We start from the raw sequence: 14,053 nt of genomic DNA, 5'->3' as shown, positions 1-14,053 counted from the left end.
GACACCAAACCGACACGGATGGATGAGATCATGGGCGCGGGGACCGGCGCGGCGCAGGGAGAATCAGAACGAACGAGGAGCGATGGCGACCATCTACGACGTCGCACGGCGCGCGGAAGTCTCCCCGGCAACCGTTTCCCGCGTGGTCAACGGCCACGCGAATGTGGACCCGGCCCTGGTCGAACGGGTCAGGCGTGCCATGCAGGAGCTCGGCTACCGGCCGAACGCGGTCGCACGGAACCTGCGGCGCAGCCGTACGACGCTCTGGGCTGTGATCATCCCCGATGTCGGGGACCCCTTCTACACCTCGATGGTCCGCGGCGTGGAGGACGCGGCCCGGCTCGCCGGTTTCTCGCTCGTGCTCTGCAACGCGGACGACGACGAGGACAAGGAGGGCGGGTACGTCGACGCCGCGCTGGCCGAGCAGATGGCCGGCGTGATCGTGGCCCCGGCCGGTCCGGGCGCGCCGCACGTGCGCCGCCTGATGGACGCGCGCGTGCCCGTGGTGGTGGTCGACCGGCAGGCAGCTGACCTGCGGGTGGACACCGTGCTGGTCGACAACGAGCTGGGGGCGCAGGCCGCGACCGCGCACCTGATCGAGGCCGGTTACCGGCGCATCGCCTGTGTCACCGGCCCGCGCACGGCCTCGACCGCGACCCAGCGGGCGGACGGCTACCGGCAGGCCCTGCAGGAGCACGGCCGCCCGGTGGACGACGCGCTGATCCGCTACACCGGGATCCAGGAGCAGGCGGGGTACGACGCCATGCGTGAGCTGCTGGCGCTGGGCGAGCGGCCGGACGCGGTGTTCGCCGCCGGCAACCGGCTCGCGCTCGGTGTGCTGCGCTGCCTGCAGGACCGCGCGGTGTCCGTACCCGGTGAGGTCGGGCTCGTGGGTTTTGACGAGTTGCCGTGGGCTCCGCTGATCCGGCCCGCGCTGACCACGGTGGCGCAGCCGACCTACGAGCTGGGCCGGTCCGCCGCGCGGCTGCTGAGCGAGCGGATCGCGGAGCCGGGCCGCCCGCCGTCGACGATCACGCTCGCCACGCACCTGGAGGTCCGGGCCAGTTCCGCTCGTTTCGGCAGGGTGAACGGCGGGTAGCTGAACGACGGTGACGACCCCACCGCTGAGCGCCGACGGCCCTTCCCAGAATCTGACCGGCCTCAGCGGGTGGGTCGCGGGCATCATCGAGTCGCTCGGCGAGATCGGCGTCGGCCTGCTGGTCGCGCTGGAGAACCTGATCCCGCCGATCCCGAGCGAGGTCGTACTGGCGCTGGCCGGCTACCTGGCCAACCAGGGCAGCGTGAACCTGGTGCTGGTCTGGGTCGCGGCCACGCTCGGCTCGCTGGCCGGCGCGGTCGCGCTCTACTGGATCGGCCGAGGGCTCGGCGAGGAACGGCTCACACGCTGGCTGGACCGGGTCCCGCTGGTCGAGCGGGACGACCTGGAGAAGGCCGACAGATGGTTCGAGAAGCACGGCAAATGGGCCGTGCTGGCCGGCCGTTGCATCCCGGTCGTCCGCAGCCTCGTCTCCGTGCCCGCGGGTGCCGACCGCATGCCCATGCCGCTGTTCCTCACGTTCACGGCGCTGGGCAGCGGCGTGTGGAACGCGATCTTCATCGGCGCGGGCTATGCGCTCGGCTCCCGCTGGCAGGACATCGAGCGGTACAACCAGTGGTTCGACATCGCGATCTGGGCCGTCTTCGCCTGGATCGCCGGGTCGTGGATCGTCAGCCGCGTCCGGGCCCGGCGGCGGAAGCGGGCGCGGCAGCCGTGAGCAGGTGCCGGTCCGCGCCGAGCACCAGCCGTTCCACCGCGGTCCAGGTCGTGGTGGTGACCAGGTAGAGCACGGCCGCGAGCGGCACGATGCAGGCGAAGAGCACGGTGCCGTACGGCAGGTAGCGCATGAGCCGCATGATCTGCGCCTGGCCGGGCGGCGCGTCCGGCGAGACCGGCGTCGCGGCCTGCACCAGCGCCATCCGCCGGGACGACCACCAGGCCAGCACGGTCAGCATCGTCAGCAGCACGCCGAACAGCACCAGGCCGCCGTCCGTGACGTGCGCGTCCAGCGGTGTGCCGAAGAACCGCTCGTCGAGCAGCGCGTTGTGCTCGCCCGCGATCTGCGGCGTGGTGAACAGCCGGTACATGACCGTGAAGAACGGGATCTGCAGCAGCGCGGGCAGGCAGCCGCCGAGCGGGCTCGCGCCCTCCTCCCGGTAGAGCTTCATCATCTCGGCCTGCAGCGCGGCCGGATCCTTCCTGTGTTTGTCCTGCAACTCCCGCAGCCGGGGTGCGAGCGCGGCGGTGCGACGCTGGCCGCGGATCTGCGCCCAGGTCAGCGGCGAGATCAGCAGCCGGACGCCCATGGTGAACAGGATGATGGCGATCGCGGTCGCGGCCGTGCCGGTGAGCGGCGCGGTGAACGAGGCGATGGAGGACACGACGGTGCCGGCGATGCCGGCGGCCCCGTCGATCGGGCCGAACGCGAGCATGGAGAAACCCCTCAACGGGAAGATCTGGACGGGAACGAGCTAGGCGACCGAGGGGAGGGTCGCCGGGGCTCGCGGGCGGGATCGCCCGGCAGCGTCCGGATCACGGAGTCGAGGGGTGCGCGCGCTGAGCGCACGCGCGCGCAGCGCGGAGCCACGGTGCAGCGCGGGCCGCCCGGGGCCGGCCAGGCGCCCGGTGGCGAGGTGCACCGCGAGCACCACCGCGACCAGGCCGGCGGCCGCGACCGCGGCGGAGGCGAGCAGCTCGGCGGGGCTGGCACCGGGCGCGGTCAGCTGTGCGGCGGCCCACGCCCACAGCGACCACACGAACCCGGTCAGCAGCACCTGCACTCCACTCCCTCGGTCACGGTCCCGGCCAACGATACCTAGCCGCGTCGAGCGCTGTTCTTCTTGATCACGTACTCGACGAGCTCGATCAGGAGCTCCTTGCCGGAGGCGCGGTCCCGGGCGTCGCAGAGCACGACCGGCACGTCGTCGTCCAGATCCAGCGCGGTGCGTACCGCGGCGGGGCTGAACTTCTGCTCGTTGTCGAAGCAGTTCACGCCGACCAGGAACGGCAGGCCGCGGGTCTCGAAGTAGTCGATCGACGGGAAGCAGTCGGCCAGCCGCCGCGTGTCCGCCAGCACGACCGCGCCGAGCGCGCCCTGGGCCAGCTCGTCCCAGAGGAACCAGAACCGGTCCTGGCCGGGCGTGCCGAACAGGTAGAGCACCAGATCCTGGTCGATCGTGATGCGACCGAAGTCCATCGCGACCGTGGTGGAGGTCTTGCCCTCGACGCCGGACAGGTCGTCGGTGCCGACGCTGACGTCGGTGAGCATCTCCTCGGTCTGCAGCACGCGGATCTCGCTGACCGCGCCGACCATCGTCGTCTTACCCGCGCCGAACCCGCCGGCGACCAGCACCTTCAGCGCGACGGGCGCGCGTCGTTCTTCAGCGGCCATCGGAACCAGCCCGGTGTGAGACGGAGAAGTTGTCGCCGACGCGCGTGACCAGCAGCGCCATCTCGTAGGAGATCAGGCCGATGTCCGCCTCGGACCCGGCCAGCACGGCGAGGCAGGAGCCCCGGCCGGCCGAGCTGATGAAGAGGAACGCGTCCTCCATCTCCAGCAGCGTCTGGCGCACCGCGCCAGCGTCGAAGTGGCGGCTGGCGCTCCGCGCCAGACTCGCAAAACCGGAGGCCATGGCGGCCAGGTGCTCGCCGTCCTCCCGGGAGAGCCCGCGGGAGGCGCCGATCAACAATCCGTCCGCGGAGAGGAGCACCGCTTGCCGGGTATGAGGCACCTTCTCGATGAGCTCGTCCAGGAGCCATCCCGGCTGGCTGAACAACGTCATGCCGCAGTCTCCCACAACGTTCCGTGACCGTCGTGCCGGTCGATGCCGTCTCCGCCGCTGACGTTGGTCACCGAGAGTGCGGCCGGAACCGCGCGTGGTACGCATGGCGCATTTCTCGCTGAGAACATCCCGGCGGCCCTTCCCGATTCTCCTGTGCGACGGGGACATCATCCCTCGTTGTGCAACAGGAGATACAGGCGGGAGGCGGTTTTCCGTTGTGCGTGACGAGACCGGTGCTCTCCGCAATCGCTCCCTTGTGGAACGTTCTTCACGTGCGTCGGAATGCCGACAGATCGATCGGTAGATTTGCGGCTCTTCATGCGTTCAACAATCGGATTGTCACTCTGAGTAGCCGATCGTGACCGGCCCGGCGGTGGGCGTCCCGGCCGGGGGACGCCCACCGGGCTCCGGGAGTCAGACGTCGATCGACTCCTCGATCCGGCGCAGCTGGTGACGCGCCAGCGCCAGGTTCGCGCGAGACTTGTTGAGCGCCAGGTAGAGGAACAGCCCCTTGCCCGAGCGCGCCTTGAGCGGCCGGATCAGGTGGTACTGCTCCCCCAGCGTGACGAGGATGTCCTCGATCTCGTCCCGCAGCTGCAGCATCTCCATCGCGCGCAGCTTCGCGCGCACCACGTCGGTGTTCCCGGCCGCGGCCACGGTCAGGTCGAAGTCCTTGTTCCCGCCCGCGATGCCCAGCGCCATCCCGCTGGTGTAATCGACGAGCGCCACACCGATGGCCCCGTCGATCTGCATCGCGTCCTTCAGTGCGACGTCCATGTCTGGCATTGGGTTTGCCTCCGTGAGGGCTCCGTTGGGGAGGCCGAGGGTCAGCTCGACCGGGTCCGGCGGTCGCAGACGCACGTGAGCCGGCTACGGGTTACGAGGATGGGCCCGTCCGACGCACAGGAGTCGCACAATCTGTGCGACTGGGGGTGCGCAGGCTGTCACAAGCTTCAACTCAGCGCGGCACGCGAGTTGCACACTTCTGCAACTGCGCAACCAGTCAAGCCGCCCTCGAGCGAGGCAGGTCCCAGCCGTGTCGGTGCCGCTCTACCAGGCGAAGGCCGAGATGTTCCGGACGCTGGGCCACCCGGTCCGCATCCGGGTGCTGGAACTCCTCCAGGACGGCCCGAAGCCGGTCCGCCACCTGCTGTCCGAGATCGACGTCGAGGCGTCGAACCTGTCCCAGCAGCTGGCCGTCCTGCGACGTGCCGGAATTGTTCTGACATATCGTGATGGGCCGCTGGTGATGTATGCGCTGAGCACGCCGGACGTCGCCCTCGCTGCGCGCCAAGACTCCGCCGGCGCTCCGCTTGCCGCTTCGCGTCGGAGCCGGTTCCGCGGTGGTCGGGGAAGAGCACGCGAGTTTCGTCGTGGGCGCGGTGAGCGAGGCGGGTCCCGCTCGCCATCCGGGCCGGCACCGCCCGAGCCGCCCACCGCCCACGCCGGCTAGAACGAGGCGGCGTGGACTGCGTCCGATGCCTTGCGGGCGGCGATCAGCACCGGGTCCCAGACGGGGGCGAAGGGTGGGGCGTAACCCAGGTCGAGGGCGGTCATCTCCTCGACGGTCATGCCGGACCAGAGGGCTACGGCGAGCGCGTCGATGCGTTTGGCGGCCTCGGAGCGGCCGACGATCTGGGCGCCGAGGAGGCGGCCGGTGCGGCGCTCGGCCAGGAGTTTGACGTGCATGGTCTGGGAGCCGGGGAAGTAGCCGGCGCGGCTGGTGGACTCGACGGTGGCGGTGACGAAATCGAAGCCGGCCTCGGTGGCCTCGCGTTCGCGCAGGCCGGTGCGGGCCACCTCCAGGTCGCAGACCTTGGTGACGGCGGTGCCGATCGCGCCGGGGAAGGTGGCGTAGCCGCCGCCGATGTTGATGCCCGCCACCCGGCCCTGCTTGTTCGCGTGGGTGCCGAGCGGGAGGTGCACGGAGCGGCCGGTGATCAGGTGGTGGGTCTCGACGCAGTCGCCGGCGGCCCAGACGTCCTCGTGGCCGTGCACCCGCATGCGCAGGTCGGTCAGGAGGCCGCCGTGCTCGCCGACGGGCAGGCCGGCGGAGCGGGCCAGCAGCGTGTTCGGGCGGACGCCGAGGCCGAGCACGACCACGTCGGCAGGGACCTCGCCGGCGTCGGTGGAGACGGCGGTGACGCGGCCGTCGGTGCCGGTCAGGCCGGTGACGGTGACGCCGGTGCGCACGTCGATGCCGAGCGCGATCATCGCGTCGCGGACCAGTGCGCCCATGTCGGGGTCGACGGTGGACATGGGCTGGGCGCTGCGTTCCAGCAGCGTGACCGTGAGGCCGCGGTTTATCAGGGCCTCGGCCATCTCCACGCCGATGTAGCCGCCGCCGATCACGACGGCGCGGCGGACCTCGGGGGTGAGCCAGGAGGCGAGGCGGTCGCCGTCGTCCAGCGTCTGCACGCCGAAGACGCCGTCGAAGTCCACCTCGGCCCAGGGCGGGCTGACGGGCGTGGCGCCGGTGGCCACCACCAGCTGGTCGAAGCCGAGGTCGTAGTCGCCGGAGGACGCCTGGACGGAGACGGTGCGCGCCTGGAGGTCGATGGCGACGACCTCACTGCGTACCCGCAGGTCGATGTCCTGATTTTTCCGGAACGTCTCGGGGGTGCGCACGATCAGGTCGTCGCGCGCGTCGACGGCGCCGCCGATCCAGTAGGGGATGCCGCAGGCCGAGTACGACCCGTGGTTGCCCCGTTCGAACGCGACGATCTCCAGCTTGCCGGCGGGGATCCGCTTGCGGGCCTGGGACGCGGCGGACATGCCCGCCGCGTCGCCGCCGATGACGATGAGCCTCTTCGTGGTCACCTGTCGATTACTACCCGCGCGTCGCGGCGGTCACCAGGTCGAGCACGTCGTCGAGCCTGCCGTTCTTCGCGAACGCGGCCCGCTGCCGGGCGGCGCCGGAGCCGTGCGAGCGCAGCCGGCTCATCAGCACCGTGGTGATCTCCAGGTCGCCGTGCGCCTCCAGCTGCGGGCGGACCAGGTCGAACAGGCGGCGCAGCAGGTGCCAGGCCGGGCGCGGGCGCTGGTTGACCAGGTCGACCGCGAGGCCCTCCAGTCCGTCGTGCGCGGCCCGCCAGTGCGCGGCGGTGAGCAGCTGCTGGTCGATCGCGGGCGCGGGCAGGCCGGCGCCGATGTCCGCGATCGCGGTGCCGACCAGCGCGCGGACCAGCGCGGCGACCAGCATGGCGTCGTCCAGCGTCGGGCAGACGTCGCCGATCCGGATCTCCACGGTGGGATATGTCGCGGAGACGCGGCCGTACCAGTAGAGCATTCCCTCGTCGAGCACGGCGCCGGACGCGATCAGGTCGTCCAGCAGGTGGCGGTAGTGCGCGAACGACTCCAGGTGCGGCGTCGGGCCGACGGACGGCCAGCGCTCCCACATCACCGAGCGCCAGCTGGCGTACCCCGTGTCGATGCCCTGGTAGAACGGCGAGTTCGCGGTGACCGCGTGCAGCACGGGCAGCCAGGGGCGGATGTGGTTGAGCACCTGGACGGCCAGCTCCGGGTCGGCCACGCCCACGTGGACGTGCATGCCGTTGAGCCCGTGACCGGGCGAGAGCGCGCCGAACCGCTCCTCCATCCGGTGGTAGCGGGGCTGGTCCACCACGGGCGAGTCCGGGCCGCCGACCGGGCAGGCACCGATCGCGACGAGCCGTGCGCCGGCCGCCTCGGCCGCGTCCGCGACGCCCTCGCGCAGCACGCTCATCGACCGCCACAGCGCGGCGAGGTCCACGACCGGCGGGCCGGCCACCTCGATCTGGGTGCGGAAGTACTCGTGCTGGACGGACGCGCGCAGCGCCGGGGAGACGCGGTCGATCACGTCCTCGACCACGGGCGCGGCCTCCGGGCGGTCCTTGGCCAGCAGGAGGTACTCCTCCTCGATGCCGAGGGTGAGCAGGCCGGGCGGGGCCATCGTCGGCATCGCGGTCATGTCATCCGCCCTTCAGGTCCGGTAACCGGGAGTCGGCGGGCGGCGGGAGCTTCCCGAACCCGCCGCACGCCGCGCTACCCTCCCGGAACACGCTAGCGGCGCCCGGGAGCGATCACCCTATTTTTGGCAAACCGGGCACCAGTAGGTATTGCGGTTCGCCAGCGTGCCCTTCGCGATCGCGGTGCCGCAGACCAGGCAGGGCAGGCCCGCGCGCCGGTAGACGTAGACCTCTCCCCCGTGCCGGTCCACGCGCGGCGCGCGCCGCATCGCCTCCGGCGTGTGCTGGACGTGCACGGTGTCGATCCGGCCCTGCGCCACGCCGTCCTTCATCAGCGCGCGCAGGTCCTCCCAGATCTCCGCGAACGCGGCGGCGCTCAGCGCGCGGCCCGGCGTGGTCGGCGGCAGCCCGGCTCGGAACAGCACCTCGGTGGCGTAGATCAGGCCCGGACCGGCCAGCACGGACTGATCCATGATCAGCTGGAGCAGCGGCGCGTTGCTGCGGGCGATCCGTGCGTACGCCGGCGCCGGGTCCGAGTCGTCGCGCAGCGGGTCCGGCCCCAGCCGGGCCTGGATCAGCGCGACGCCGTGCGGGTCCAGCACCTCGCACGCGGTCGGCCCGCGCAGTTCCAGCCACCCGCGCTCGCCGGCCAGCCGCATCCGGATCAGGCCGACCGGGTCCGGGACCGGCAGCGGCCCGGTGGCGAACTTGCCGTACAGCCCGAGGTGCACGTGCACGATCCGGTCGCCGGCGTAGTGGTGGAACAGGTGCTTGCCGTACGCGGAGGTGTCCTCCAGGACACGGCCGGTGACCAGCGCCGCGCCGTCCGCGAACCGCCCCTGCGGACTGTCCGCCTCGACCGGCCGTCCGGCCAGGAGCTCACGGTGGGCGAGCGCCAGGCGATGAATGCTGTGTCCCTCGGGCATGGTGGAAAAAGATACCTACGTCACTCCGCCCGGCCGCATCCGCAGGTCACCCGACGGCTCTCGACAGTGGAATTTCCACATGAGCAAAAACCCCTGTGCGGTGATCATCGGGGGCCCGTACCGGCCGGTATGCTGGCCACCCTGATCGAGCCGCCCGCACGAGGGGACACCGGTGGAGCTGAATCTCACGGGTGACCGGGTGGTCGGGCGCTGGGCCCACATCATCCGGCGGCGCTTCCCCTCCGCGGAGTCGCTCTCCGATCAGGCGCGCGACGACATCGCCACGCTCGCGTCCACACTGCACCTCATCCCGGCGGACACGCCGTGCCCCGCGCTGGACGAGCTGTTCCGCGGACATCCCGGCCTCACCTCGGTCGCGGTGGAGGGCCCGGACGGGCGGCTCGGACTGGTCATGCGCGAGCGCTTCCTGCTCACCATGTCCGGCGCGTTCGGCTACGGCCGGCCGCTCACCAGCCGCGATACCGTGGCCGGGCTGACCGACTGGCACCCGCTGGTGCTGCTGGCCGGCACCAGCGTGCTCACCGCCGCCCAGCGCCTGCGCACCCGTCCGCGGGACGCCCGCTACGACGACGTGATCGTCTCCGACGGCGGGGCCAAGCTCAGCTCCGTCTCCGCCGCGCTGCTGCTGGACACGCTCACCGAACGGCTGTCCGCCAAGGTCATCCGGGACGAGCTGACCGGGCTGGCGAACCGCGCGCACTTCCTGGAGCGGCTGGAGGAGGCGTGCATCGACGCCACCGACCCGGACGAGCCGGGCCCGCGCGTGGTGGTCGCGTTCATCGACCTGGACCACATGAAGAAGATCAACGACTCGTTCGGGCACCACGTCGGCGACGTGGTGCTCACCTCACTGGCCGACCGGCTGGCCGCGGTCGCCCGCGACGAGGAGCTGGTCGCGCGGCTCGGCGGTGACGAGTTCGCGGTGCTCACCCGGGTCGCCGACGAGGCGGACGAGCAGCACGTCGCCGCCGAGATCGGCGACCGCTACCGATCCGCCGCCTCGAAGACGGACCCGGTCATCCCGCACGGCGCGCAGACCAAGGCGAGCGTGGGCGTGGCCGTCACCGGCGACCGCGCGGACGCGGAGTCCGTGCTCAGCGCCGCGGACATGGCCATGTACCGCGCGAAGCAAGCCGGCGGCGACGACGTGGTCACCGTGCTCGGCGTCGGCCCCGGACTGCCGGAGGACGTGGAGCAGGTCGACCGCTCGGTCCGGCAGGCGATCCTCGGCAACGAGCTGCGCCTGGTCTACCAGCCGATCGTCCGGATCAAGGACCGCACCGTGGTGAGCGTGGAAGCGCTGGTCCGCTGGCAGCACCCGCGGCTCGGCCGGCTCTCCCCGGACCGTTTCCTGCCGGGCGCGGAACGTACCGGCCAGATGCCCGCGCTGGACCGCTGGGTGCTGCGCACCGCCTGTGCCGACCTGGTGTCGCTGACCGAGCGCCTGGGCGACGCCGCACCCCCGTCTGTGAACGTGAACATCTCCACCCGCACGCTCACCACGCCGTTCGACGTGACCGTGCTCGACGTCCTGGCCGAGACCGGCCTCCCCCCGGACCGCCTCCGCCTCGAACTCCCGGAGACCGCCGACCTGACGCTGCTCTCCGGCGCCCATGCCCGCCTCGAACGCCTCCGCGAGACCGGCGTCCACCTCACGCTCGACGACATGGGTGCCGGCTCCACCACGCTGCGCCACCTCTCCACGCTGACCGTCCACGGCATGAAGATCGACCAGATGTTCGTCGCCGGCATGCTCGACAACCCGCGCGACCACACCGTCGTCAAGCTGCTCACCGACCTCGGCCACGGCCTCCAGCTGCGCGTCACCGCCGAGGGCGTCGAGACCGCCGAGCAGCTGGAGGCGCTGGCCGCCCTCGGCGTCGAACACGCCCAGGGCTACCACCTGGGCCGCCCCGCGCCGCTGGACGACCTGGTCGCGGCCCTGTCCGACGTCTGAGCGGATCAAAAGCCAGATCAAGATCTAATGCATTTCCCGCTTCCGGCGTGGTCCGGCAGCGCCGCTCCCGCGGGCACCGGTCGTCGCTGGCGCTCCTCCCTGCCGGTTTCGCCGTGGTCCGGGAAACCCGCCCGACCGCTACCGAACTGTCGGCAGCGAGGTCCGGCCGGAGGTCGGCAACGGGCCGTTACGGCCCGGCATGGTTTGCCGGACCACGACGGAACCGGCTCCTCGCGACGAGCGGAGCGCCAGCGGAGCCCGACGCGAGGTTTGCCCGCGGGAGCAACGCTGCCGCACCACGCCGGAAGCGGGCAAACAAGAACTTGACCTGGGTTTGTCCTCTCCTGACCAGCACGCATGCCGGCAGCGAGGCGCAGTCCGGACCATCGCGTGAGCGGGATCGGGGTCTGGGGTCGCCCCCAGGCAAGCTCAAGCGGCGAGCAACAGTCGTCGATCAGGTGAACGCCGTGGGATGTGTGGTGATCAAGGGTTCCGGGTAGGGATAGCGCAACCCCCAAACAACCCTTCAGGAGGTGCACCGTGCGACTCCCGACGTTCACCAGGTCGGCGGGCACGACGACCGCGGACGACGAGATCACCGAGGTCCGTCCCGCCGTCGCCCCGCGCGATACCAAGGTCGATGACCGGACCCCCTACGCGAAGAGTTCCACCGACACGATCACCCGTCCTTCTCCGCCGCCTCCGCCGGTCGCGGTGCCGGTCGAGACCGGCCCGCGCGCCCGGACCAGCATCATGGCCACGGTCGGCCTGGCGCTGAGCGTCGGCGCGGCCGCGCTGGTGATGACCGGCCTGCTGGCCGGGTACGGCATCGGCGTCGCCGTGATCGCGTTCCTCGCCTCGGCCGCGGGTTTCGTGGCCACCCGGCACCGTCACGTGGCCGGCAAGTTCGACGCGCTGGTCGGGATGCTGGTCAGCGCCGCCGCGCTGATCCTCGGGATCATGGCGGTCACCGGCGACCTGTCCTGGATCAGCGTGGACAGCAGCACGGTCGGCCCGGCGCGGGAGTGGCTTGACGCACAGTTTCCGAACTGGTTCTGACGGGCATTGACTGATCAAGGCACCTGGAGCGGTTCGCCCAGTGTTGTCGGGGCAAGGGCGGTTCGCCTGATTGCCGAGCTTGGGGGCGGAGATTCTCCGCCCCCATAACGCTGTCCGGACAACGAATCGCCACTCAGCCGCGCATCAACGCAACGAATCGTCGCGGCACGCAACTCTCGACGCTGGAACGGAAAACGACAGCGGCCATAGCGTTCGAGGTGAAGAACCGCCCTCGATCTGGAGCCGCTCCCATGTTCTCGCACCGGCGCTACCTCATGTGCCGCCCGACCTACTTCGCGGTCGAATACACGATCAACCCGTGGATGGACCCGAGCGCGCCGTACGACACCGAGCTCGCCGTCCGGCAGTGGACCGCGCTGCGCCAGGTGTACGCGGACCTCGGCCACACCGTCGAGGAGATAGACCCGCTCCCCGGCCTCCCCGACATGGTCTTCGCCGCGAACGGCGCCACCGTGGTCGACGGCACCGTGCTGGCCGTGCAGTTCCTCAACCCGGAGCGCGCGGACGAGGGCCCGGCCTACGCCAACTGGTTCCGGCGGGCCGGCTTCGACGTGGTCGAGGCGAAAGCGGTCAACGAGGGCGAGGGCGACATCCTGCTCGCCGGCGACTTCCTGCTGGCCGGCACCGGTTTCCGCACCGCGCACGCGGCGCACCTGCAGGCGCAGGAGACGCTGCGCCGCCCGGTCGTGACGCTGCAGCTGGTGGACCCGAGCTACTACCACCTGGACACCGCGCTCTGCGTGCTCGACGCGAAGACCGTGGCGTACCTGCCGGAGGCGTTCACGCCCGGCAGCCGCGAGGTGCTCCGCCGCCTGTTCCCGGACGCGATCCTGGCCGGTGCCGAGGACGCGGCCGTGCTCGGCCTCAACGCGGTCAGCGACGGCCGCAACGTCGTGCTCCCGGTCCAGGCCGGCAACTTCGCTCAACAGCTCGCGGACCGCGGCTTCATGCCGATCGGAGTGGACGTGTCCGAGCTGCGCAAGGCGGGCGGCGGCCCCAAGTGCTGCACCCTCGAAATCCGTGCTGGAGGCTGAAATGATCGTCGACGACCTCACGCTGACGCCGAAGGCGCTGGCGGACGCGGAGCGGTGGACCGCGCACAATTATCACCCGCTGCCGGTCGTCGTCGCGGAGGCCGAGGGCGCCTGGGTCACCGACGTCGACGGCCGCCGCTACCTGGACTGCCTCGCCGGATACTCCGCGCTGAACTTCGGGCACCGGCACCCGGCGCTGATCGCGGCCGCGCACGCCCAGCTGGACCGGCTCACGCTGACCAGCCGCGCGTTCGTGCACGACCAGTTCGCCGCGTTCTGCAAGGGGCTGGCGCAGCTCTGCCACGCGGACATGGTCCTGCCGATGAACACCGGCGCTGAGGCGGTGGAGACCGCGATCAAGGTGTCCCGCGCGTGGGGCTACCGGGTGAAGAAGGTCGCGCCGGATCGTGCGCACATCATCGTCGCGGACGGGAACTTCCACGGCCGGACCACCACGATCGTCAGCTTCTCCACCGACCCGGACGCGCGGAACGACTTCGGGCCGTACACGCCGGGCTTCTCGGTCGTCCCCTACGGCGATCTGGCCGCGATGGCGGAGGCGATCACGGACGACACGGTCGCGGTGCTGATCGAGCCGATCCAGGGCGAGGCCGGCGTGCTGGTGCCGCCGCCCGGCTACCTCAGCGGCGTGCGCGCGCTCTGCACGGAGCGGAACGTGCTGTTCGTGGCCGACGAGATCCAGTCCGGCCTCGGGCGTACCGGCACCACGTTCGCCTGCGACCACGAGGGCGTCCGCCCCGACCTCTACCTGCTCGGCAAGGCGCTCGGCGGCGGCATCGTGCCGGTCTCCGCGGTCGCCGGCCGGGGCGACGTGCTCGGCGTGCTGCGGCCGGGCGAGCACGGCTCCACGTTCGGCGGGAACCCGCTGGCCTGCGCGGTCGCCACCGAGGTGGTCGGGCTGCTGGAGACCGGTGAGTTCCAGCGCCGGTCCGCCACGCTCGGCACCCGGCTGCACGCCGGGCTGGTCGCGCTGATCGGCCACGGCGTCGTCGCGGTCCGCGGCCGCGGGCTCTGGGCCGGCGTGGACATCGACCCGGCGCTGATGACCGGCCGCCGCGCCTGCGAGCTGCTGCTCGAGCAGGGCGTGCTGGTCAAGGACACGCACGGCTCCACCATCCGCCTCGCGCCTCCGCTGACCGTCACGGAGGACGAGATCGACCTGCTGCTCGGCCGGTTGGGGGCGATTCTCAGCTCCCCCTGAGGATCACTTCCAGACGAAAAGGGGGC

15 protein-coding genes are annotated in these 14,053 nt (G+C 71.4%); 7 read left to right on the top strand and 8 right to left on the bottom strand.

Annotated features, from left to right (window positions below; all coding sequences use genetic code 11):
• Positions 1–82: 82 nt before the first annotated feature.
• The gene (locus tag OP04_RS41885) at positions 83–1,099 is read left to right on the top strand and encodes a LacI family DNA-binding transcriptional regulator (protein ID WP_033345557.1); all 1,017 of its coding nucleotides are present in this window, start codon (positions 83–85) and stop codon (positions 1,097–1,099) included.
• Positions 1,100–1,109: 10 nt separating this feature from the next.
• Complete coding sequence (locus tag OP04_RS41880) at positions 1,110–1,775, top strand: DedA family protein (protein ID WP_085067198.1); 666 nt, start codon at positions 1,110–1,112, stop codon at positions 1,773–1,775.
• On the opposite strand, the gene OP04_RS41875 is transcribed toward OP04_RS41880, so the two are convergent.
• The 5 genes from OP04_RS41875 to OP04_RS41855 all read right to left on the bottom strand — a co-directional run bounded on the left by OP04_RS41875 (position 1,729) and on the right by OP04_RS41855 (position 4,626).
• The gene (locus OP04_RS41875; RefSeq protein ID WP_063746861.1) at positions 1,729–2,490 is read right to left on the bottom strand and encodes a YidC/Oxa1 family membrane protein insertase; all 762 of its coding nucleotides are present in this window, start codon (positions 2,488–2,490) and stop codon (positions 1,729–1,731) included. The genes OP04_RS41880 and OP04_RS41875 overlap by 47 nt on opposite strands.
• Positions 2,491–2,529: 39 nt before the next feature.
• Positions 2,530–2,838 carry a DUF6412 domain-containing protein gene (locus OP04_RS41870; protein WP_085067197.1) on the bottom strand — a complete coding sequence of 103 codons (309 nt, stop codon included), beginning with the start codon at positions 2,836–2,838 and terminating at the stop codon, positions 2,530–2,532.
• Positions 2,839–2,873: 35 nt separating this feature from the next.
• Positions 2,874–3,449, bottom strand: a complete 576-nt coding sequence (locus OP04_RS41865; RefSeq protein ID WP_033345556.1) for a GTP-binding protein — start codon at positions 3,447–3,449, stop codon at positions 2,874–2,876.
• On the bottom strand, positions 3,439–3,840 hold the full coding sequence (locus tag OP04_RS41860) for a roadblock/LC7 domain-containing protein (protein WP_033345555.1): 402 nt from the start codon (positions 3,838–3,840) through the stop codon (positions 3,439–3,441). The genes OP04_RS41865 and OP04_RS41860 overlap by 11 nt, the downstream gene beginning before the upstream one ends.
• Positions 3,841–4,254: 414 nt before the next feature.
• A complete protein-coding gene (locus OP04_RS41855) occupies positions 4,255–4,626 on the bottom strand; it encodes a hypothetical protein (RefSeq protein WP_033345554.1) in 372 nt (123 codons plus the stop codon).
• Positions 4,627–4,876: 250 nt separating this feature from the next.
• Between OP04_RS41855 and OP04_RS56115 the strand changes: the two genes are divergently transcribed.
• Entirely contained in the window at positions 4,877–5,293 is a 417-nt protein-coding gene (locus OP04_RS56115; protein ID WP_085067196.1) for an ArsR/SmtB family transcription factor, read from the top strand.
• On the opposite strand, the gene OP04_RS41845 is transcribed toward OP04_RS56115, so the two are convergent.
• The 3 genes from OP04_RS41845 to OP04_RS41835 all read right to left on the bottom strand — a co-directional run bounded on the left by OP04_RS41845 (position 5,290) and on the right by OP04_RS41835 (position 8,713).
• Entirely contained in the window at positions 5,290–6,660 is a 1,371-nt protein-coding gene (locus OP04_RS41845; protein ID WP_033345553.1) for an FAD-dependent oxidoreductase, read from the bottom strand. The two genes, OP04_RS56115 and OP04_RS41845, sit on opposite strands and share 4 nt — an antisense overlap.
• A 10-nt stretch (positions 6,661–6,670) precedes the next feature.
• Complete coding sequence (locus OP04_RS41840; protein ID WP_033345552.1) at positions 6,671–7,789, bottom strand: carboxylate-amine ligase; 1,119 nt, start codon at positions 7,787–7,789, stop codon at positions 6,671–6,673.
• Positions 7,790–7,906: 117 nt separating this feature from the next.
• Positions 7,907–8,713 carry an Fpg/Nei family DNA glycosylase gene (locus OP04_RS41835; RefSeq protein ID WP_033345551.1) on the bottom strand — a complete coding sequence of 269 codons (807 nt, stop codon included), beginning with the start codon at positions 8,711–8,713 and terminating at the stop codon, positions 7,907–7,909.
• 172 nt (positions 8,714–8,885) lie between these two features.
• Between OP04_RS41835 and OP04_RS41830 the strand changes: the two genes are divergently transcribed.
• From OP04_RS41830 to rocD, 4 genes are all read left to right on the top strand, one after another.
• Positions 8,886–10,691 carry a putative bifunctional diguanylate cyclase/phosphodiesterase gene (locus OP04_RS41830; protein WP_051799889.1) on the top strand — a complete coding sequence of 602 codons (1,806 nt, stop codon included), beginning with the start codon at positions 8,886–8,888 and terminating at the stop codon, positions 10,689–10,691.
• A 540-nt stretch (positions 10,692–11,231) separates the two neighbouring features.
• Complete coding sequence (locus tag OP04_RS50700) at positions 11,232–11,750, top strand: hypothetical protein (protein ID WP_051799888.1); 519 nt, start codon at positions 11,232–11,234, stop codon at positions 11,748–11,750.
• A gap of 251 nt (positions 11,751–12,001) precedes the next feature.
• Entirely contained in the window at positions 12,002–12,805 is an 804-nt protein-coding gene (gene ddaH / locus OP04_RS41820; RefSeq protein ID WP_033345550.1) for a dimethylargininase, read from the top strand.
• Between the two features lies 1 nt (position 12,806).
• A complete protein-coding gene (rocD, locus tag OP04_RS41815) occupies positions 12,807–14,027 on the top strand; it encodes an ornithine--oxo-acid transaminase (RefSeq protein WP_033345549.1) in 1,221 nt (406 codons plus the stop codon).
• The last annotated feature ends 26 nt before the right edge of the window (positions 14,028–14,053 follow it).

Origin of the sequence: Catenuloplanes japonicus (assembly GCF_000717135.1) — a bacterium.
Lineage (GTDB): Bacteria > Actinomycetota > Actinomycetes > Mycobacteriales > Micromonosporaceae > Catenuloplanes > Catenuloplanes japonicus.
The sequence above is the reverse complement of the archived record's forward strand: the minus strand, read 5'-3'. Positions and strand labels throughout refer to the sequence as shown.

What these genes read in the sequence shown, in the direction of transcription:
- OP04_RS41840 (WP_033345552.1), bottom strand. Translation starts at nt 7,789, where the DNA reads ATGACCGCGATGCCGACGATGGCCCCGCCCGGCCTGCTCACCCTCGGC.
- rocD (WP_033345549.1), top strand. Translation starts at nt 12,807, where the DNA reads ATGATCGTCGACGACCTCACGCTGACGCCGAAGGCGCTGGCGGACGCG.
- OP04_RS41885 (WP_033345557.1), top strand. Translation starts at nt 83, where the DNA reads ATGGCGACCATCTACGACGTCGCACGGCGCGCGGAAGTCTCCCCGGCA.
- OP04_RS41860 (WP_033345555.1), bottom strand. Translation starts at nt 3,840, where the DNA reads ATGACGTTGTTCAGCCAGCCGGGATGGCTCCTGGACGAGCTCATCGAG.
- OP04_RS41835 (WP_033345551.1), bottom strand. Translation starts at nt 8,713, where the DNA reads ATGCCCGAGGGACACAGCATTCATCGCCTGGCGCTCGCCCACCGTGAG.
- OP04_RS41855 (WP_033345554.1), bottom strand. Translation starts at nt 4,626, where the DNA reads ATGCCAGACATGGACGTCGCACTGAAGGACGCGATGCAGATCGACGGG.
- ddaH (WP_033345550.1), top strand. Translation starts at nt 12,002, where the DNA reads ATGTTCTCGCACCGGCGCTACCTCATGTGCCGCCCGACCTACTTCGCG.
- OP04_RS41865 (WP_033345556.1), bottom strand. Translation starts at nt 3,449, where the DNA reads ATGGCCGCTGAAGAACGACGCGCGCCCGTCGCGCTGAAGGTGCTGGTC.
- OP04_RS41875 (WP_063746861.1), bottom strand. Translation starts at nt 2,490, where the DNA reads ATGCTCGCGTTCGGCCCGATCGACGGGGCCGCCGGCATCGCCGGCACC.